General features: G+C 62.6%; 19 protein-coding genes. 10 read left to right on the plus strand and 9 right to left on the minus strand.

All coding sequences use genetic code 11. The features are described from left to right. Positions 1-220: 220 nt before the first annotated feature. Complete coding sequence (locus tag EOC83_RS06850) at positions 221-634, plus strand: hypothetical protein (RefSeq protein WP_024503521.1); 414 nt, start codon at positions 221-223, stop codon at positions 632-634. 65 nt (positions 635-699) lie between these two features. On the opposite strand, the gene EOC83_RS06855 is transcribed toward EOC83_RS06850, so the two are convergent. From EOC83_RS06855 to EOC83_RS06865, 3 genes are all read right to left on the minus strand, one after another. Then, the gene (locus tag EOC83_RS06855; protein WP_063167928.1) at positions 700-2,271 is read right to left on the minus strand and encodes a GMC family oxidoreductase; all 1,572 of its coding nucleotides are present in this window, start codon (positions 2,269-2,271) and stop codon (positions 700-702) included. Between the two features lie 46 nt (positions 2,272-2,317). Next, positions 2,318-2,848, minus strand: a complete 531-nt coding sequence (locus EOC83_RS06860) for a Twin-arginine translocation pathway signal (protein WP_063167927.1) — start codon at positions 2,846-2,848, stop codon at positions 2,318-2,320. An 81-nt stretch (positions 2,849-2,929) separates the two neighbouring features. Continuing rightward, positions 2,930-3,325 (minus strand): VOC family protein, encoded by a 396-nt coding sequence (locus tag EOC83_RS06865; RefSeq protein WP_027161507.1) that lies wholly within the window; start codon positions 3,323-3,325, stop codon positions 2,930-2,932. Positions 3,326-3,532: 207 nt separating this feature from the next. Here EOC83_RS06865 and EOC83_RS06870 point away from each other — a divergent pair, with 207 nt between their 5' ends. Continuing rightward, complete coding sequence (locus tag EOC83_RS06870) at positions 3,533-3,838, plus strand: ribbon-helix-helix domain-containing protein (protein WP_063167926.1); 306 nt, start codon at positions 3,533-3,535, stop codon at positions 3,836-3,838. 10 nt (positions 3,839-3,848) lie between these two features. Here EOC83_RS06870 and EOC83_RS06875 read toward each other — a convergent pair whose 3' ends face one another. Further along, a complete protein-coding gene (locus EOC83_RS06875) occupies positions 3,849-4,286 on the minus strand; it encodes a VOC family protein (RefSeq protein WP_063167925.1) in 438 nt (145 codons plus the stop codon). A gap of 588 nt (positions 4,287-4,874) precedes the next feature. Between EOC83_RS06875 and EOC83_RS06880 the strand changes: the two genes are divergently transcribed. Genes EOC83_RS06880 through EOC83_RS06890 form a run of 3 tightly spaced genes read left to right on the plus strand, consistent with a single transcriptional unit; the run spans position 4,875 to position 8,484 of the window. Continuing rightward, positions 4,875-5,501 carry a gluconate 2-dehydrogenase subunit 3 family protein gene (locus EOC83_RS06880; RefSeq protein ID WP_244514297.1) on the plus strand — a complete coding sequence of 209 codons (627 nt, stop codon included), beginning with the start codon at positions 4,875-4,877 and terminating at the stop codon, positions 5,499-5,501. A 2-nt stretch (positions 5,502-5,503) separates the two neighbouring features. Continuing rightward, complete coding sequence (locus EOC83_RS06885; protein WP_024503527.1) at positions 5,504-7,270, plus strand: GMC family oxidoreductase; 1,767 nt, start codon at positions 5,504-5,506, stop codon at positions 7,268-7,270. Further along, positions 7,267-8,484, plus strand: coding sequence for a cytochrome c (locus tag EOC83_RS06890; RefSeq protein WP_063167924.1), 1,218 nt, complete (start codon positions 7,267-7,269; stop codon positions 8,482-8,484). The genes EOC83_RS06885 and EOC83_RS06890 overlap by 4 nt, the downstream gene beginning before the upstream one ends. 9 nt (positions 8,485-8,493) lie before the next feature. Here EOC83_RS06890 and EOC83_RS06895 read toward each other — a convergent pair whose 3' ends face one another. Both EOC83_RS06895 and EOC83_RS06900 read right to left on the minus strand, forming a co-directional pair. Then, entirely contained in the window at positions 8,494-9,201 is a 708-nt protein-coding gene (locus EOC83_RS06895) for a DeoD-type purine-nucleoside phosphorylase (RefSeq protein WP_013531859.1), read from the minus strand. Between the two features lie 86 nt (positions 9,202-9,287). Next, a complete protein-coding gene (locus tag EOC83_RS06900; protein ID WP_024503530.1) occupies positions 9,288-11,861 on the minus strand; it encodes an ATP-binding protein in 2,574 nt (857 codons plus the stop codon). A 225-nt stretch (positions 11,862-12,086) separates the two neighbouring features. Here EOC83_RS06900 and EOC83_RS06905 point away from each other — a divergent pair, with 225 nt between their 5' ends. After that, positions 12,087-12,824 carry a flagellar biosynthetic protein FliO gene (locus EOC83_RS06905; protein ID WP_024503531.1) on the plus strand — a complete coding sequence of 246 codons (738 nt, stop codon included), beginning with the start codon at positions 12,087-12,089 and terminating at the stop codon, positions 12,822-12,824. Between the two features lie 185 nt (positions 12,825-13,009). Here EOC83_RS06905 and dksA read toward each other — a convergent pair whose 3' ends face one another. Next, entirely contained in the window at positions 13,010-13,426 is a 417-nt protein-coding gene (gene dksA, locus EOC83_RS06910; protein ID WP_013531862.1) for an RNA polymerase-binding protein DksA, read from the minus strand. Between the two features lie 332 nt (positions 13,427-13,758). Here dksA and EOC83_RS06915 point away from each other — a divergent pair, with 332 nt between their 5' ends. From EOC83_RS06915 to EOC83_RS06930, 4 genes are all read left to right on the plus strand, one after another. Then, positions 13,759-14,262, plus strand: a complete 504-nt coding sequence (locus EOC83_RS06915; protein WP_063167923.1) for a histidine phosphatase family protein — start codon at positions 13,759-13,761, stop codon at positions 14,260-14,262. A gap of 63 nt (positions 14,263-14,325) precedes the next feature. Beyond that, positions 14,326-15,804: a YcjX family protein gene (locus EOC83_RS06920; protein WP_063167922.1), complete on the plus strand. Its 1,479-nt coding sequence runs from the start codon at positions 14,326-14,328 to the stop codon at positions 15,802-15,804. Next, positions 15,801-16,892 carry a YcjF family protein gene (locus EOC83_RS06925; protein ID WP_063167921.1) on the plus strand — a complete coding sequence of 364 codons (1,092 nt, stop codon included), beginning with the start codon at positions 15,801-15,803 and terminating at the stop codon, positions 16,890-16,892. Before EOC83_RS06920 ends, EOC83_RS06925 begins: the two co-directional genes overlap by 4 nt. Before the next feature lie 135 nt (positions 16,893-17,027). Next, on the plus strand, positions 17,028-17,582 hold the full coding sequence (locus tag EOC83_RS06930) for a hypothetical protein (protein WP_024503535.1): 555 nt from the start codon (positions 17,028-17,030) through the stop codon (positions 17,580-17,582). Positions 17,583-17,693: 111 nt separating this feature from the next. Here the strand turns inward: EOC83_RS06930 and EOC83_RS06935 are convergent, their stop codons facing one another. Then, entirely contained in the window at positions 17,694-17,960 is a 267-nt protein-coding gene (locus EOC83_RS06935) for a hypothetical protein (protein WP_024503536.1), read from the minus strand. A 182-nt stretch (positions 17,961-18,142) separates the two neighbouring features. Next, positions 18,143-19,351 carry an MFS transporter gene (locus EOC83_RS06940; RefSeq protein ID WP_063167920.1) on the minus strand — a complete coding sequence of 403 codons (1,209 nt, stop codon included), beginning with the start codon at positions 19,349-19,351 and terminating at the stop codon, positions 18,143-18,145. Positions 19,352-19,392 lie beyond the last annotated feature (41 nt).

Below are 19,392 nucleotides of genomic sequence, written 5' to 3' on the forward strand. Positions count from 1 at the left end.
TTCATAGATATCAGCGCTTTGGAACATAGGGCTTCCAAAACAAAGAGAGCCGGCCAGAAATCGATTGAGGGAAATTTGCGCAGCTTACACAGTTTTTGCCTAATTTTCGCTCATTCTCCCAGACTGCCTAGATTTTGATCTGAATAGCGGCGCCTTGGGCGACCGATGTTGCGGCGCGGTGCAAAAATAGGGCAAGCTCGCTCTTCAAACGAGCGACGTCATGATTTCAGGGATTTCACGCTTTTTCATCGGCATACTGCTTCTGGCCGCAGCAACCGGAGCCGCGCGAGCCGATTTCAGCGATGGCAAGATGCCTGACGGCACCTATCATTGCGAAGTGTACCTGCTTGGCATGTTCCTCAGCCTCGGCGACATCACCATCAAGGGGAACGTCTACAGCGGCCCTGTCTACACCAGCCTCGGCGGCTTCGGCCCCGCTCAGCAAGGGTACAACTACCAAATGGATGCGAACGGCGTGATTTCCTGGCTGGGACCACTGGGCGGCTACACCGCCGGCGGCAACTCGCTGTCGCTGACCCAGGCGACGCTTGACGGCGAAACCGTGCCCTCCTTCGACATCATCATGAAGCAACCCGACGGCGCCTTCACCGCATCGACCTGCACCAAGCAATAAGGGTGGCAAGAAAAAGGCGCGGAACCTTGCGGGTTCCGCGCCAGCAGTCCGTCGGGAGGATGTGACTAGATCGTCTTTGCCGACATCTGCGCGGCGATGTAGTCGGCCTGGCGGATCGCCAGCGACACGATCGTCAGGGTCGGGTTTTCGGCGGCCCCGGTGGTGAACTGGCTGCCGTCCGACACGAACAGGTTCTTGATGTCGTGCGCCTGGCCGTGCTTGTTGACGACGCCGTCTTCCGCTTTCTCGCTCATCCGATTGGTGCCGAGATTGTGGGTCGAGGGATAGGGCGGCGTCGGGAAGGTGCGGGTGGCGCCGACCGCATCGTAAAGTGCCGTAGCCTGTTTGTAGGCGTGGTTACGCATCGCCGTGTCGTTCGGATGGTCGTCGAAATGCACGTCGGCGATCGGCATGCCGTGTGCGTCCTTCTCGTCTGCATGCAGCGTGATGCGGTTCTCCGCGCGCGGCATGTCCTCACCGACGATCCACAGGCCGGCCATGTGGTCGTAGTGATCGAGTGCGGTGGTGAACGAGCGCCCCCAGGCGCCCGGATCGAGGAATGCGGCCATGAACGGCAGGCCGAGCGACAGCGTCTCGAACTCGTAGCCGCCCACGAACCCACGCGACGGATCATGCCGCGCCTCGTCGCGGATGATGCCGGCCATGGTGGTGCCGCGATACATATGCACCGGCCTGTCGAAGATGGCATAGACCGAGCCGGTGGTGTGGCGCATGTAGTTCTTGCCGACCTGGCCCGACGAGTTGGCAAGCCCATCGGGGAATTTTCCCGACGCCGAATTGAGCAGCAGCCTTGGGCTCTCGATCGAGTTGCCGGCAACCGCGACGATGCGCGCCTTCTGCTCCTGCAGCTTGCCGTCCTTGTCGGCGTAGACGACGCCGGTCACCTTTCCGCTGGCGTCGTGGTTGATCTTGATCGCCATGGCATTCGGCCTGACTTCGAGATGGCCTGTCGCCTCGCCCTTGGGGATCTCGGTGTAGAGCGTCGACCATTTGGCGCCCCATTTACAGCCCTGGAAGCAGAAGCCGGTTTGCTGGCAGGAATTACGATCGTCGCGATCGACCGAGTTGATGGCCATGTTGCCGGTGTGGCATTCCTTGTAGCCGAGCTCGTCGGCGCCGGCCTTCAACACCTTGAAATTGTTGTTGCCCGGCAGCCGCGGCCAGTCATTGGTGCCGGTGACGCCCATCTTGGCCTCGGCCTTGGCGTAGTAGGGCTCCATCTCGGCCAGCGTGATCGGCCAATCGAGCAGGTTGGCGCCTTCCAGTTTGCCATAGGTCGAGAGCGTCTTGAACTCGTGCTCCTGGAAGCGCAGCGAGGCTCCCGCCCAATGCGTGGTCGAACCGCCGACCGACTTGACGATCCAGGCCGGCAGGTTCGGAAAATCCTTTGCCACGCGCCAGTCGCCGGACGTGGTGCGCTTGTCGGTCCAGGCGAGCTGGGCGAACGAACCCCACTCGTCATTGACGAAATCCTCGTATTCGTGGCGCGCGCCGGCTTCCAGGATGACGACGTCGACACCCTTCTGGGCAAGTTCGTTGCCGAGCGTGCCGCCGCCGGCGCCCGAACCGATGATGACGACCACGCCGTCGTTGTTCAGATCAAATGAAGCTGCCATGGTTTCCTCCCATGATTTCTGTTTGCGGGTTCAGGAACGACGGAGCTCAGAGCCACTCGATGTCGTCGAAACCGCGCGCGATGTAGCCGCCCTTGGAATAGGACTCGCCCTCGTAGCCGAAGATCGGCCACACCTCTTTCTGGTTGTAGAGGCCGACCACAAGGCCGCCTCTGATGGCCTGGAAAAACGGCGTCGCCTCGATCTGCTTCAGCACGCCGACGCGCTGGTCCTCCCAGCCGAGGCCGCGATAGCCGCCGCCACCGGATTTCTTGTCGAGGTCGGCGATGCCATCCTCGAGCATCGCCTTGTAGGCGGCGTCCTTGCCGGCCTGCTCGTCATGACCTTTCACGGCAATGGCGTAGTATTTGTCCGGCACCTGATCGTGCGGATAGATGTCACGCGCCATCTGGATCAGCGTCGCCATGGTTTCGGGCTTGAGTGCCGATGTCTCGAGCCCCCAGGCATGTTCAGGGCTGATGACGGCGCTACCGGAGATGACGAGCAGCGCCCCGATGCCGCCGCGTTTGAGAAGCTCACGACGGGAAAGCCCGGGCTTCGCGTCATAGATCGTGACCATTTTATTCCTCCCTGCTTGCTATGTGCACTGTTGAGAGTGCGTTTGCTGGCGCCGCACCTGCCGGCGCGACTGCTATGTCTCCTATTGGAAGCGACCTCCGCGCTGCAGAACCTCGATCTTGTAGCCGTCGGGGTCCTCGATGAAGAAAAAGCGGGCGATCAGCGATCCGTCGCGGTTGAACTCGACGATCTTCTTCGGATTCAGGCCAAGCGCACCGAGACGGTCATGTTCGCTGTCGAGGTCGGCGACGGAGACAGCGAAGTGACCGTAGCCGTCGCCGAGCCCGTAAGCTTCCTGCCGATCCTTGTTCACGGTCAGTTCGAGCTCGAACCCTGCCTCGGCATTGCTGAGGTAAAGGAGCGTGAACGTCTCGAAATCCAGCCTGTCGGCGACATTGAGCCCGAAGGCGTTTCTGTAGAAATCGACCGATCGGGTCTCGTCGAGAACCCGGATCATACTGTGGATCGCCTTGGCCAAATTAGTCTCCGCGCTGGTGTGGAGGCGATTATGCGCGGCGCGGACAAAAGGTGGTGGCAGCCGGTTACCACGCCCGCAGCCGCGAACGGGACGAAAGTCCGATTGCCGGACCGGCAATTTTGCCCGAGAATACGTGTGGGGACAGGTCAAGCAGTATCAAACTGCACGCCGTCCACCCAAGACCAACAATCATGGGAGGTTTGTCGGATGTGCAGGGTGTTTGCGGGCCAGGACCCCGAAGGCTATCGCCAGATCAACCGCTCGATTCGCATCGACGGTCACTCGACCAGCATCCAGCTCGAAGCGACGTTCTGGGCGTTGCTTGACGAGATCGCCGAAAACCAGAACCTGACGACGCCGAAATTCATCTCCAAGCTCTATGACGAAGCCATAGAGATCAACGGCGCCATCCCGAACTTTGCGTCGATGCTGCGCACCACCTGCGCGCTCTATCTGCGCGGCCATCGGCCGGGGATGGATGAGCAGATGGTGCCGAAGCGGCAGGCCGCTTAGCGCATTGCGCTCAGCTTAGTTCTTGCGCGAGCCCTATGAGAAGCCCTCCGGGCCCTCGAATGTAGCAGAGCCGATACACGTCTCTATACTGGACAACTTCGCCTTCGAGCCGCGCACCGCGATTGCGGAGCCTTTCAAGCGTCCCCTCAATGTCGTCCACGGCGAACATGACGCGGAGGTAGCCGAGGGCGTTAACCGGGGCGTTGCGGTGATCCGAGACGGCAGGCGGCGTGAGGAAGCGGGACAGTTCGAGCCGGCTGTGGCCGTCCGGCGTCCGCATCATGGCAATCTCGACGCGTTGATCGCCCAGTCCAGTGACACGTCCGGCCCATTCTCCTTCGATCGTGGCCCGCCCTTCGAGCTCAAGGCCGAGCTCGCCAAAGAAACCAATCGTCTCTTCGAGGTCATCGACGACGATTCCTATGTTGTCCATCCGTTTGAGCGCCATGTGTTCAGTCTACAAGGCGTCGTCCAGGTCGTAAACTCATTAGGCTGCTTGCCAGCTGAGCAGGTATGATCAAGGGGTCCGGAACGCCTCGTGATACGTCGCGGTGGCGCCCTGGTGTCGACCACTACCTCGAACGCCAGCCGGTCTGTGGCTGTCCCTGATTCATGCCTGATGGCACGATGCTGTTTCTATCGGTCCAGTATCCGGCCGCGTATGCCAGGACGCTCTGCAAGAGGCGACGCTGCAGCCCAAGTTCCGGGCGAAAACCGGCTTCCAACAGCACAAGCAGACCTGATCGACAGTAGACCAAACCCTCGCTAACGATTTTGTGATGTGGTTGACGAGGTCATTTTCATCTCGCAGTCTATCGGCATTCGATCTGCGGCTTAACCTAACTATCGTTGTCATGAATACTTGGGAATCACTTCCCAAGCGTGCTCTCTTATTTTTGAGATTCCTAATATGAACCGTCGCAACCCTGTCCGAATGAATCGGCGTCTTTTCCTGTCCTCGGTCGCAATGTTTACGGCAACCGCGACATCGGCCGGTTTTGCGCGATCGTTCTCGGGCACTTTGCCCTGGACGCCAATGACATCCGATCCACCGACGCAGGTCGTGGCAGGCGGCTGGCACTTTTTCTCGGCCCAGGAAGCAGCTCTAGTCGAGGCGATCGTCGACCGCATCATTCCGGCCGACGAGCTCAGCATGGGCGGCAAGGAAGCCGGTTGCGCCGTCTATATCGACAGGCAGTTGATGGGGGCGTTCGGTGCGTCGAGCCGGCTTTACACGCAAGGCCCGTTTCTGCCTGGACTGCCCACCCAGGGCTATCAGGGCGAGGCCAATCCGGCGCAGCGTTACCGCACCGGGCTTGCCGCCATCGACGCTTTCCTGAAACAGCGGGACGGCAAGACATTCGTCGAGCTCGCACCGGCCGAACAGGATGCCTTCCTGACGGCTATGGAGGCCGGGAAGGTCGACCTGCCCAATGGCGTCAAGGGGCCGGGTTTCTTCGGGCTTCTGCTGCAGAACACCATGGAGGGGTTCTTTGCCGACCCCGTCTATGGCGGCAACAAGGACATGGTCTCGTGGCGCATGCTTGGTTTTCCAGGCGCCCGCTACGACTACCGCGACCATGTCAGCAAACACAATCAGCCATATCCGCAGCCGCCTGTCTCGATCATCGGGCGCCCCGAATGGCTCGGCAAAGGCGCCTGATCATGACCAAGATACTGCCTCGCAAAGACGTCGTGATCGTCGGCCTCGGCTGGACGGGATCCATTCTGGCCCACGAATTGACCGATCAGGGCCTGGACGTGGTGGCTATAGAACGCGGCCCCTGGCGCGATACGGCAACCGATTTCAACATCGGCTACGCGCAGGATGAGTTGCGCTACAGCATCCGGCGCGACCTCTTCCTGCAGCCCGCCGTGGAAACCATGACGGTGCGCAACGACCCATCGCAGAAGGCGCTGCCGATGCGCGATTTCGGCTCCTTCCTCCCCGGCAACGGCGTCGGCGGCGCCGGCGTCCACTGGAACGGCCACACCTGGCGGTTCTGGGATTCAGACTTTCAGATAAAGACCAATCTGACCAAGAAATATGGTGCATCGAGAATCGCCGATCTCCAGGTCGAGGACTGGGGCGTGACCGGCGCGGAGATGGAGCCCTATTACGACCAGTTCGAGTATCTGGCAGGCATCTCGGGCAAGGCCGGCAATATCAAGGGGCAGTTGCAGGAAGGCGGCAATCCGTTCGAGGATCCAAGGTCGCGGGATTATCCGAACCCGCCGATGCAGATGACCTACGCGCCAACCCTGTTCGCCGAGGTCGGCCGGTCGATCGGCCTGCATCCCTTCCCGACCCCATCCGCCAACATGTCGCGGGCCTATGTCAACCCGCTCGGCATCGCCATGGGTCAATGCACCTATTGCGGATTCTGCGAACGCTTCGGCTGTGCCAACTATTCGAAGTCGAGCGCCCAGACCACCGTCCTTCCGGTGCTGATGAAGAAGTCCAATTTCGAAGTCCGCACCGACAGCGAGGTACTGCATGTCGATCTGGCTCCCGGAGGCAAGTCGGCGCGCGGCGTGACCTACGTCGATACCTCAGGCGAGGAGTACTTCCAGCCGGCCGATCTGGTGCTGCTGTGCGCCTACGGCCTGCACAATGCCCGGCTGATGATGCTGTCCGGCATCGGCAAGATCTACGACCCCGGCAGCGGCGAAGGAACGGTTGGGCGCAATTACTGCTACCAGACAAACGCCGGCGTGCAGGTGTTCTTCGACGACAAGAACTTCAACCCGTTCATCGCCGCAGGCGCGCTCGGCCAGACGATCGACGATTACAATGGTGACGCGTTCGACCACGGCGCGCTGGACTTCGTCGGCGGTGCGGGCATCAACTGCATTCCCACCAACGGGCGCCCGATCGGAACCAGGCCGACCCTGCCCGGCACGCCGAAATGGGGCAGCGCCTGGAAGAAGGCAACGGTCGAGGGCTACAAGAGCACGCTTGGCTACTCGTCCCAGGGAAGCAGCTACGCGACGCGCAACAACTACCTCGACCTCGACCCGACCTACAAGGACCGTTTCGGGCGGCCGCTGATGCGCATGACGTTCGATTTTCCCGACAACGACATCCGCATGTCGAACTATGTCTGCGACCGGATGGAGGAAATTGCCAAGGCGCTCGGCGGAAAGCAGTACGCCGTCAGCCGCCGCAAGAAAGGCTGGGACAGCGTCCCCTACCAGAGCACCCACAATACGGGCGGCGCCATCATGGGAACGGACCCGAAGAAGAGCGCGGTCAACACCTTCCTCCAGAGTTGGGACGTCCCCAACGTCTTTGTCATCGGTGCGTCGGCCTTCCCGCAGAATGCCGGCAAAAATCCGACAGGAACGGTCGGCGCGCTCGCTTTCCGCGCCGCCGATGCCATCCGCAATCAATATCTGCGCAATCCCGGTGCACCCCTGGTGCAGGCATGAACAAGCTCGTTCTCACGCTCGCCATCGGTGCTGCGGCCCTCACTGGCGGCCCGGCATGGAGTGCCGACCAGGCGGACCAGATCATACGTGGACAGTATCAGGCGGTGCTCGGCGACTGTGCAGGCTGTCATACGCGAGCCGAGGGCAAACCGCTGGCCGGCGGCCTGCCGCTCGAAACGCCGTTCGGCGCGCTTGTGCCGCCCAACATAACGCCTGACCGCGAGACGGGCATCGGCAGTTGGTCGGAAGCCGACTTCCGCAGCATGATGAAGTCAGGCATCGGCCACAATGGTGTGCGGCTCTACCCCGCAATGCCCTACCCCGCCTATACCAGGATGAACGATCGGGACATTTCCGACTTGTGGGCCTATCTGACGACGGTTCAACCGGTATCGAACAAGGTCGAAGCCAATCAGCTGCCGTTCCCGTTGAACATCCGGCTGGCGATGCTGGGCTGGAATGCCCTCAACTTCACCGAAGCAAGCTTTCAGCCGGATCCCTCCAAGTCGGCGGAGTGGAATCGCGGCGCTTATATCGTCCAGGGAGCGGGCCATTGCGGCACCTGCCACTCGCCCAAATCTTTCCTTGGCGCCGATAAGGACAGCGAGTTCCTGCAAGGTGCCTCCCTGCAGGGCTGGTTTGCCCCCGACATCACCAACAATGCGCAATCGGGCCTGGGCAAATGGTCGGAAGAGGATCTGGTGAAATACCTCAAGACCGGCGTCAATGCGCATTCGATTGCCTCCGGTCCGATGGCGGAGGCCATCGAGAACTCCACGTCGAAAATGACCGATCCCGATCTCAAGGCGGTTGCAGTCTACCTCAAGAGCCTGGGCTCGGATGTCGACAGCGCCCAACCGGCAAAGCCTGACGCAACACGGATGACCGCGGGCGAGGCAATCTATCGCGACAATTGCTCGGCCTGCCATGGTGGAGATGGTGCCGGGTCAGGCGCGCTTTTCCCTTCCCTTGCCGGCAATTCGATCGTCGCGCAGGGCAGTGCCGAAACACTGGCCCGGCTCGTCCTTGCCGGCAGCCAGGCCGTGCACACGGCCGATGCACCGACGACGCCCGCCATGCCTTCCCTGGCCTGGCGCCTGAAAGACCAGGAGGTCGCCGACGTCTTGACCTATGTGCGCGCCAGTTGGGGCAACGCGGCTCCTGCAGTCTCGTCCGGCGATGTCGCTGCCGTACGCAAGGGATTGACCCAGTAGACCCGTACTCTAGCTCTCGGCTGCGACAGCGAGCGCCAGACGGCTCATGTCGGTGAAAAGCGCCTGGCGCTCGGAATAGTCGGTCTGTTCGCCGGTCTCGATGTTGTCCACCACGACACACATCGACAACGCACGTGCTCCGAAATGCTCCGATATGCCATAGAGCGCGCTGGTTTCCATATCCACGGCCAGGGCTCCTTGCGCCCGTGCATCGGCAAAACGGGCACGCCCATCCGGGTGATAGAAGATGTCGCTGCAGACCGTCAGGCCGACATGATGGTCGATGCCAAATTCTACCGCCTTGGCCCGTGACGATGCGAGGAGCGCCGGGTCCGGGCCAGCCGGTCCATAAAGGCCGAAAACCTGGCCGCTCTGGGCGCTTTCCGCCTGTGCCGATTGCGAGATGACAAGGCTGCGCAGCTTTGCCTTTGCGGTCAGGCTGCCGCAGGTGCCGGTACGGATCAGCGTCCGGGCGCCATAATGGTCCAGCAGTTCATGCGCATAGATCAGAAACGATGAAACGCCGATGCCCGTCGCTTGAATGCTGATGGACTTGCCACGAAACAAGCCGGTGAAGCCAAGCGTGCCGCGTCGGCGATTGATGCAGCGCGGCGCTTCCAGGAACGTTTGCGCCATCCATTCGGCGCGTTGCGGGTCGCCCGGCAACAACACCGTGTCGGCATAGTCGTCCTTGTCCGCTTCGTTGTGCGGCGTCACCGGTTGCTCCCCTAAGCCTTCCTGCCGTTCACCCCTCAATCATGGCGTTGTCACGGCGTTGCGCAAGGAGGAACATGGGGAAGGCTTTAGGACTCCAGCACGTCCTTGACGATCGTGGCCAGTTGCTTGAGCGAAAACGGCTTCGGCAGGAAGCCGAAATGCGCATCTGCCGGCAGGTTTCTGGCGAATGCGTCCTCGGCATAGCCGGACACGAAGACGAACTTGATGTCGGGCTGGCGCTTGCGCAATTCGCCGAGCAGCGTCGGCCCGTCCATTTCCGGCATCACCACGTCGGAAACGACGATATCGACCTTGCCGCCCAGCGCCTCGAACACTTCCAGCGCCTCGACGCCCGACGACGCCTCGTGCACGGTGTAGCCGCGCGAGGTCAGCGCCCGCATGCCGCCCATGCGCACGGCATCCTCGTCCTCGACGAGCAGCACCGTGGCCGAGCCCGACAGATCCTTGGCCGGATCGGCGACCTTTGCCGGCGCCGCCGGCGCATCGCCGGGCTCGCCTGCCTTTTTCGCTTCGGCGATGTGACGCGGCAGGAAAATGCGGAAAGTCGAGCCTTTGCCGACTTCGGAATCGCAGAAGATGAAGCCGCCGGTCTGCTTGATGATGCCGTAGACCATCGACAGGCCAAGGCCGGTGCCTTTGCCGACTTCCTTGGTGGTGAAGAAGGGTTCGAAAATCTTCTTCAGCACGTCGGGCGCGATGCCGCTGCCGGTGTCCTCGACTTCGACCACGACATAGTCCGCCGGGGCGAGTTCGCGGTAGGAAAAGGCCTTGCACTCCTCGGCGGTCACATTGCGGGTGCGCACGGTCAGATCGCCGCCCGCCGGCATAGCATCGCGCGCGTTGACCGCAAGGTTCACCACCACCTGTTCGAACTGCCCGATATCGACCTTGACCGGCCACAGGTCGCGGCCATGGTCGACCTTCAGCTTGATGTCGTTGCCGACAAGGCGGGCCAGCAGCATCCTGAGATCGGCGAGCACGTCGGTCAGGTTGAGCACTTCCGGCCGCAATGTCTGCTTGCGCGAGAAGGCCAGAAGCTGCCGCACCAGCGAAGCCGCCCGGTTGGCATTCTGCTTGATGTTCATGATGTCTGGGAAGGACGGGTCCGACGGGCGGTGATTGGTCAACAAAAGGTCGGACGCCATGATGATGGCGGTCAGCACATTGTTGAAATCATGCGCGATGCCGCCGGCAAGCTGGCCGACTGCCTGCATCTTCTGGCTTTGCGCCATCTGCCCTTCCAGCGCCTTCTGCTCCGTTGTCTCGACGGCGTAGACGATGGCCGACTCCTCGGCGCCCTCGCCGCCGGTGCCGTCAGCGACGGCGTTGACGTAGAAGCGGATGTGCCGTTCGTCGTTGCCGGGCAGAAGCGTGTCGATCGGCTCGATGTCGGCCTGCCGCTGCTGCGCTTTCTCGAAGGCAGCCGCGAAGGCCGGCCGGTCGCGTTCGTGGATTACCGTGTCGAGCCGCACGCGACGGTCGACGGCGTCGCGATCGACGACAGACGAAAACAACGACAAAAACGGCGCATTGGTGCGCAGGATGCGTCCGTTGTGGTCGACGCCGGCGATTGCCATCGGTGTCGAGTTGAAGAAGCGGGTGAAGCGCACTTCCGAAGCCCGCAAATCGGCAGAGGCATCCTCGCCTTGCGTGCGGTTGAGCACGATCGTGCGTGTCGGCCCATTCAATCCTTCGCGGCTGGCCGAAACGCGGTGCATGAAGCGCACCGGCAGCGCTTCGCCCGTCATGGTCGTCAAATCGAGATCGATCACCGCGTTGCGTGTGGTGCCGGGGTCGGCCTTGACCGAGCGGACCAGCGCCATGCCGTCGCCGGCCACGATCTCCGACAGAGACACGGCGCCGGGCGTGAAGCTGGTGAGGTCGATGCCCAGCCATTCGGCGAGCGTGGCGTTGATGTAGGTGACGCGGCCCTCCTGGTCGGCCGAAAAGAAGCCGGCCGGCGCGTGGTCGAGGTGATCGATCGCCTTCTGCAGATCGAGGAAGAAGCGCTCCTGCTCGGCCCGCTCCTGCGAGATGTCGGCAAGCTGCCAGGCCAGCATCGGCAGCCGCTGGCCCGGAACGCTGAAGGCGCGGGCGCGCGCGCGGTACCAGCGGGCGCCCGGCTCGGCACCGGGCCGAATGGACTGTGCGAGCCTAAACTCGCCGTCGCCCGGCTGGCCGTCGCGAAGGCCGGACGCCAGGCGATAGATCGTCACCGAGGCTTCGGGGACATCCGAGAGCAATCCCTCGACGGTCTTCAGGTCGGCAGCGGACGATGCTCCGGTCATATCCGCATAGGCGCGGTTGGCGTAGACGACGCGGCCCTTGGTGTCGGTGACGAGAAGCCCCTGCGACATCGAATCGACGAAGGATTTCGACAGTTCGTCGCCTGTCGAGCGTGGCGTGACCTGCACGAAGCCGATCGCCGTCGCGAACAGGAAGCCGACGCCGATCATCGCCAGCACGCCGAGCATGCCGAGCAGGAAAGGATCGCCGAGGCGCTCGCGGAAAAGACCGAAGACGATCGCGGCCCCCGTCAGAACGACGATGAAAATGATAAGCCGGGTAACCGCGCCCGGTCGCGTATTCTGGTCGACGATCGGTACCGGATAGAAATCGCCGCGCGCTTCCTTGGCCATGTGCCCCCTGCTCGTGAATTCCGGTGTTCCGACACCCGCCCCGTACCGGGTTGAATCACATTCTCCTAGTCCGGAAAAGGCCTGGGCGGCAAATGTCGGATAAAAATGATGTCTTCCGGCCTTCGGAGTTTTTCAAGCTGTTCAACAGCGTGAAACGCAACTTGCGGTGGCCCGCTGCAACGGTCTAGTGTCTTATCACTTCCAAGGGGCGATCAGGGGAAACCAATGCAATGGCTCGATAGCGTGGCAGGTCCCGGTTATGCCGCAGCATTGTTGTGGACGTTTGCAGCGCTCGTCCTGCTGGTCATCGTTCTCGTCATCGTCAAGCTGGTGCGCAACCTGACATTCGGAACCTTCGTCGCCGGCGGCCGGAACCGCAAGACGCGACTGGCCGTCATGGATGCCACCGCCGTCGACAGCCATCGCAGGTTGGTGCTGATACGCCGCGACGACATCGAACATCTGCTTCTGATCGGCGGTCCGACCGACGTCGTCGTCGAGCGCGATATCCGGCTTTCGGCGCCGCGCCGGCCGGCATTGACTGGAGATGGCGGCTTGCAGCCGGTTCCGGCCGCCGCTCCGACAAGGCCGCGTCCGCCGCAACCCGCTCCGCCGCCGCTGAGACAGGCACCCGCTCCACAGCCGGTGAATACGACGCCGCCCGCCCGCCCCCGTCCGACAGCGCCGCCGGCACCTGCACCGAAGCCGGCAACGCAAAGCTACCAGCCGACCAATGTCACGCCGTTGCCCGCCTACGGCTCCGCCAACGCCAACACCGCCCGGCACGCCCCGCCACCACCGCAGCCGGTGCAGGACAGCATCGACGACACGCTGATGAGAGAACTTGAAGTATCGCTGGACCAGCCCCGTTCGGGCGGCCAGGTGGGCAAGCCGGCGGCGCCGCAGTCGCTCGACGACGAGATGACCAAGCTTCTCGGTGAACTCTCCAGCCAGAAGAAATGAGCGACCGCCGGGTCGCTATCCCCGCGAAACACCGTCGCCGGTCCGGCTGCCGAACCACCTCGTCCGAAGCCCCGAGGGTTTTCGATCTTCGCGCGCCCTGAGCGGTGGATGCCGCACCAATGAAAATGGCCGGAAAACCGGCCATTTTCAGAATCGAGTTCGTTCGAGACAGCCGGCCGTGAGCTTCAGTCGTCGCGATAGACTTTTTCGCGGCGCTCATGCCGCTCCTGCGCTTCGATCGACAATGTCGCGATCGGACGTGCATCGAGCCGCTTCAGCGCGATCGGCTCGCCGGTTTCTTCGCAATAGCCGTAGGTGCCTTCGTCGATGCGTTGCAGGGCGGAATCGATCTTTGCAATGAGCTTGCGCTGACGGTCGCGGGCCCTGAGTTCGATGGCCCGGTCGGTTTCCGAAGAGGCGCGATCGGCCAGATCGGGGTGGTTGGCGTTTTCTTGCTGCAGGATTTCCAGTGTTTCGCGCGCTTCGCGCAATATGTCATTCTTCCAGGTGACGAGCTTTGAGCGGAAGTAGGATTTCTGCCGCTCGTTCATGAACGGCTCGTCTTCGGAGGGTACGTAATCGGCGGTAACGATGTCGTTCATTCGACTCACCCAAACTGCCCCAAATTTGGCGCCTATATATTCGTCGTCCGACGCCTGCACAAGCGCAATCGGCCGCTGTTTCACGCAATTGTTAAAGTACCCGGGCACGCGTCTTTGCAGCCGCGTACGGTCGCTTTGGTACAAACTCCGCCGCGACACTTTGGATCCGGTGACGCATATTTTCCCTGATCGCGGTGCCCCCGGGGCCGATATGCAAGCGCATTTTGCAGCAGCCAGCGTTGGCTGATTCGCCGTGTTTGAAGAGCACGGGCCATTGTGCGCGACGCCGTTCTCGTGGCTAATCCCGGAAGGCTTCGGCATTCGGAGGTTGGGTGAGCAGGCTTTATCTGTTGCGACATGCCAAGGCTGGCTGGGCATTGCCCGGCATGCGCGATTTCGACCGTCCGCTCGATGCGTCCGGCCGCGCCGATGCCGAAATGATAGGCGCCGCCATGCGCTCCCGCCTCTATGTTCCGGACCGGACGCTGTGCTCCAACGCCAAACGCGCCAAAGAGACGCTGGAAGGCCTGGCCGGCCAGACCGACACCGGCCGGGTCCTGTTCTTCGACGGGCTCTACAGCGCGGACGCGGCCGGTTATCTCAACCTTATCAGGAACAATGGCGGATCGGGCTCGTTGCTGGTCATCGGCCACAACCCGATGATGGAAGACCTTGCCATGGCAGTTTCGGGCGGCGGCGACGAGGCTGCGCGGGCCACGCTGAACCATGGGTTCCCGACCGCGGGCCTGGCGGTCGTCCGCTTCGACGGCGATCTTGCCAGCGCCGCCCAAGGCACCGGCTATCTCGAAGCGTTCCTGACGCCGGCCGATCTCTGAAGCCATTTCAAAGCCTTGTTGCAGCGCCTATATCGGACGGACCGAAGTTCGAGAGAGCATATTTTGGCATCATCGCTGACCACCTTCACCGACGAGGCGAGGATTGCCCTCGACACGCTATCGGGCCGCGCCACCGGGCTTTTTTCCCCATCGCTGCGCCTCGGCGTGACCGGATTGTCCCGCGCCGGCAAAACGGTGTTCATATCGGCCCTTGTCCACAATTTGATCCATGGCGGGCGCCTGCCGCTGTTCGAGGCGCAGAAATCGGGGCGCATCGCGCGCGCCTTCCTCGAGCAGCAGCCCGACGACGCGGTGCCGCGTTTCCAGTACGAGGACCACATCGCAGCCTTGGTCAACGACCGCGTCTGGCCCGATTCGACGCGCGCCATTTCGGAGCTGCGGCTGACCATCGAATATGAATCGGCTTCCGGCTGGAGCCGCATGTTTTCCTCGGGCAGATTGTCGGTCGATATCGTCGATTATCCCGGCGAATGGCTGCTCGATCTGCCGCTGCTCGGCAAATCCTTCGCCGATTTTTCCCACGAAGCCTTTGAGATGGCCGTTCTGCCGGTGCGCGAGGACCTGTCGCAAGCCTGGCGGGCACTATCGGCCGGGATCGACCCGAACGCCGATGCCGACGAGATGACGGCGCGCCGCCTGGCCGAGAGTTTCGCCGCCTATCTGAAGGCCTGCAAGCTCGACGAGCGGGCGCTTTCGACCTTGCCGCCCGGCCGCTTCCTGATGCCGGGCGATCTCGAAGGCTCGCCGGCCCTGACCTTCGCGCCACTGGCCGCGATCGGCGACAACCGTCCGCGCGCAGGCTCGCTGCACGCCATGATGGACAGGCGCTATGAGGCCTACAAGACGCATGTCGTCAAACCCTTTTTCCGGGAACACATCACCCGCCTCGACCGCCAGATCGTGCTGATCGACGCTATGCAGGCGCTGAACGCCGGCCCGGGCGCCATGGCCGACCTGGAACGCGCGGTGACCGAGATCCTCAGCTGTTTTCGCCCCGGCCGGGGCAGCTTCCTCACCGATCTGTTCTCGCGGCGCATCGACCGCATCCTGGTTGCCGCGACCAAGGCCGACCATCTGCATCACGAAAGCCATGACCGGCTGCAGGCGATCGTGCGGCGGCTTGCCGACCGCGCCGTGGCACGGGCGAATTTCACCGGCGCCGATGTCGATGTGGTCGCCATGGCGGCGGTGCGCGCGACGCGCGAAGGCACCGTCAGGCAAGGCCGGGAGACGCTTCCCGTCATCATCGGCACGCCGATAGCCGGTGAGAAGATCAACGGCGAAACCTTCGATGGAAAAACTGAAACAGCCATATTTCCCGGTGACTTACCGGAGAATATTGATGCGGTTTTCGATGTTTCGGGAGCCGATCACAGGCAGGACTCCGCGGACCCTGCAATCCGCTTCGTCCGTTTCCGTCCCCCAAAGCTCGAACGCACGGCCGAAGGCGTCACGCTGTCGCTGCCGCATATCAGGCTCGACCGTGCCTTGCAGTTCCTGATCGGAGATCATCTGGCATGACCGCGCCCCGCAAGCCGGCGGCATTCCGCATCGAACCGGAAGCCCCACCGAGACAAGCGGCCCCTGAGCCGCGCAACATCCAGGCCGACACCCAGCGCAAACCCCGCGCGATGAAAACCCATGTCGCGATGGTCATTCCGGCGAAAGTCGATGTCTTCGACGAGCCCGACATCATTGCCGCGGAGCCGCCACCAGCCGTCGCCCCCAGGAAACGCTCGCTGCTCGGCAGCATCTTCTTCGGCGCCTTCGGCGTGCTGGTTTCGCTGGCGGTCGGCCTGTGGACCGACCAGCTCATACGCGACCTCTTTGCGCGCGCTGAGTGGCTGGGCTGGCTGGCCGCCGGCATGGCCGCCATCGCCGTGCTGGCGCTTGTGGTGATCCTGATTCGCGAATTCCTGGCGATCGCCCGCCTCGCCGAGGTCGAAAAGCTGCAGAAGCGGGCGCTCGATGCGATCGCCCGCGACGATCCCAAGGCGGCACGATCGGTCGTCGACGAATTGTCGGCCTTTGTCTCGGCCAAACCCGAGACCGCGGCCGGCCGGCGCGAGCTGGCCGAATTGCGCGGCGAAATCATCGACGGCGGCAATCTCGTGCGCCTGGCGGAGGCTGAAATTCTCGGACCACTCGATGCCAGAGCGAAAGTGATGATTCTCGAAGCTGCCAAACGCGTCTCGCTGGTGACGGCGGTCAGTCCACGCGCACTGGTCGATGTTGCCTATGTCGTGTTCGAGGCCGGGCGGCTCATTCGGCGCCTGTCGGAACTCTATGGCGGACGGCCGGGAACGCTGGGTTTCTTCCGCCTGGCGCGCAGCGTTCTGGCGCATCTGGCGGTAACCGGTTCGATCGCGGTCGGCGACAGTGTCGTCCAGCAGATCGTTGGCCACGGCCTGGCCGCGCGCCTTTCGGCCAAGCTTGGCGAGGGCGTCGTCAACGGCATGATGACGGCGCGCATCGGCATCGCCGCGATGGAGACGGCTCGACCCCTGCCCTTCAGCGCCGCCAAACGTCCCGGATTGGGCGACTTCCTCTCGGCGCTGACATCGTTCGCAACCAGGAAAGACGGTGCAACGACCCCCTCCGGCAAGTGAGCCGGGCTGGAGTGTCCGGGCATTCGGAATCGTTACCGGACTGCTCTGCGGCGGCCCCGCGGTGACGAAGCATTAACCAATCTTGTTCATGGTCAGACCGGTTCCAAACAGCATCTTTGTTGCCGGGTGTCGTCGATGAAAAGCGTAATTCTATCCAGCGTCCTGTCCCTGGCAACGGTGATTACGACAGTCGTCGGCATTGCCGGAGTGGCCTCTGCGGCGGAGCCGGACAAGCAGTTCTTCCAGTCTGCCGAAGGCAAGTGGATCGGTCCCGGCGAAATCGTCGCCGGCAAGTACAAGGGCACCAAGTTCAACTGCAGCTTCACCGGCTCGACGCCCGACGGCAAGGTCGGCATGTCGCTCGACGGCGGCTGCCGGGTCGGTATGTTCACCCAGCCAATGTCGGCCAAGATCGAGCGCAAGGGCCGCGAGGGCTACAAGGGCAGCTTCATGGGTGGCGCGACCGGTTCCGGCCTCGACATCATCGGCGGCAACGTCGTCGATCCCCGCAAGGTGGTCTTCACCATCAACCGCAACCAGCTGCGCGGCGTCATGCAGGCTCGCATCCCTGACGACAATTCGATGACGGTGACTATCGCCGTGCGCGTCAACGACCAATTGGTGCCGGTGATCGGCATGAGCCTGAAGCGGGTCGACGCGGTCGAAGTCGGTTCCATCGCGCCGAACTGAAATCGCGCCGAACTGAAAAATCCGAAGAAAAAGGCGGCGACCCAACGGTCACCGCCCTCTCACTTGAGCCCATCGAATCAGGCGCTTAGGCCTTGATCTCAAATCAGGGTGTCAGCCCTTGATCGCGGCCGTCACTTCGTCATAGGCCTTGCAGGCGTCGGCCAACGTCGTGGTGCCCTGATACTTGGTTGTCACCGCCTGGACCTTGGCGGTCAGATCAGCCGCCTTGGCCGGGTCCTTGGTGATCGCCTCCTGAAGTGCTGCAGCCATGTCCTGCGCCTTCTTGGTTGCGATCTCCGCCGTGCACTCAGGCGCCTTCGAGCAAGCCGAACCGGCAAGCACCGCCAGGCCGACGGCAACAAACAAAAACTTCTTCATGTCAGTCATCTCCTCAAAAAGGGCGCGACTTGATCGTCGATCACCCTCCAATGGCCGAAGCCGAGCGTCCTTAGCCTTCGATTGCGGCAAGATGCAACGTGTTCCCGGCCTCAACTTGTGTATCGCGCCTGCAACATCGCTGGCGGCAGGATTTGAGGCTACTGTGTCGGCGGCTGCAAAGTTCAGCTGCGAGGCTGCAGCAGCGCCAAGACGGCGGTCGATGCGGCAAGGATAGCAGTCAGAGTCAAAGGTCCAGTCGCGCCATAGGTGTCCACGACATAGCCGCCGACAACCGCGCCGATGGTGATGGCAATTTGGAAAGAGGTGACCATCAGGCTGCCCGCTGCCTCCAGCGCATCAGGCGCCGCGCGCGACATATTGGTCGGCAGCACCACCGGCGCCATGCCAAAGGCGAAACCCCACAGCGTAACGAAGCCGAAGGCAACGCCGATACGCGAGCCCCAAAGCACCAAAGTAAGTGCCGCAACCGCCATCAACGCCGCGGTGACTGCGAGGGCCATGTGGATGTTGGTGTCGGCCATGCGGCCGCCGGCAACATTACCGATCACGGCAGCGACGCCAAACCCGAGCAGAGCCAAGGCAATCGGTCCGGTTGTAAGGAGTGTCACCTGTTCGAGGAAGGGACGCACATAGACCGAGCCGGCAAAATGCCCCGTCATCAGCAAAAGGATAGCCAGCATCCCGAGTTGGATGCCGCGCCGCCGGGTCAGCCGAAATACATCTGCAAGGCTGTTGCTTGCCGTTGCGGGCAAGGTCGGCAGGCTGAGAAACTGCAGCAGCATGGCAAGCGCGGCCAGCCCCGCCGTCATGGCCATGGCACTGCGCCACCCTATCCAGTCACTGATCAACGCGCCCATCGACGGTGCGGCAATGGTTGCGAGCGAGACGCCCAGGGTGACGATCGCCATGCCCCGACCTGTCGCGCTGGCGCCAACCAGCCTCGCCACAACGGCGACCGAAAGTGCCCAGAAAGCGCTGAGAGCGATGCCCAGCCCGGCGCGGCCCAACAGCAACAGCCAGAAATCGGTCGCCAGCGCCGCCAGGACATTGGAACCGACCGCAAGAGCACTGAGACCAACCAGCACCGCCTTGCGGTTCAAGCGGCCGATGAGAACATTGCTCAACATGGCCGTCACGGCGCCGACGGAAGCGGTGGCGGTGACTACCTGTCCGGCCGTCCCCTCGCTGATGCCGAGATCGCGTGCCATTGGCGTCAGCAGACCTGCGGGCAGGAATTCGGCCGACACCAAGGCAAAGCTGGTGGCCGCCAATGAAATGACCGCGAACCAGGTGGCTGCGCTCCACGCGGCTGGTGCATCGGCATCAAGGCCAGTCGCGGCGTCTTCAAGCTGTAATGTTGTGTCAGTCACGGAAAGATCTCCAAAGTTTGGAGGTCTTAAATAGGCGAGTC

The sequence above is a fragment of the Mesorhizobium sp. Primo-A genome, from assembly GCF_003997175.1.
Lineage (GTDB): Bacteria > Pseudomonadota > Alphaproteobacteria > Rhizobiales > Rhizobiaceae > Mesorhizobium > Mesorhizobium ciceri.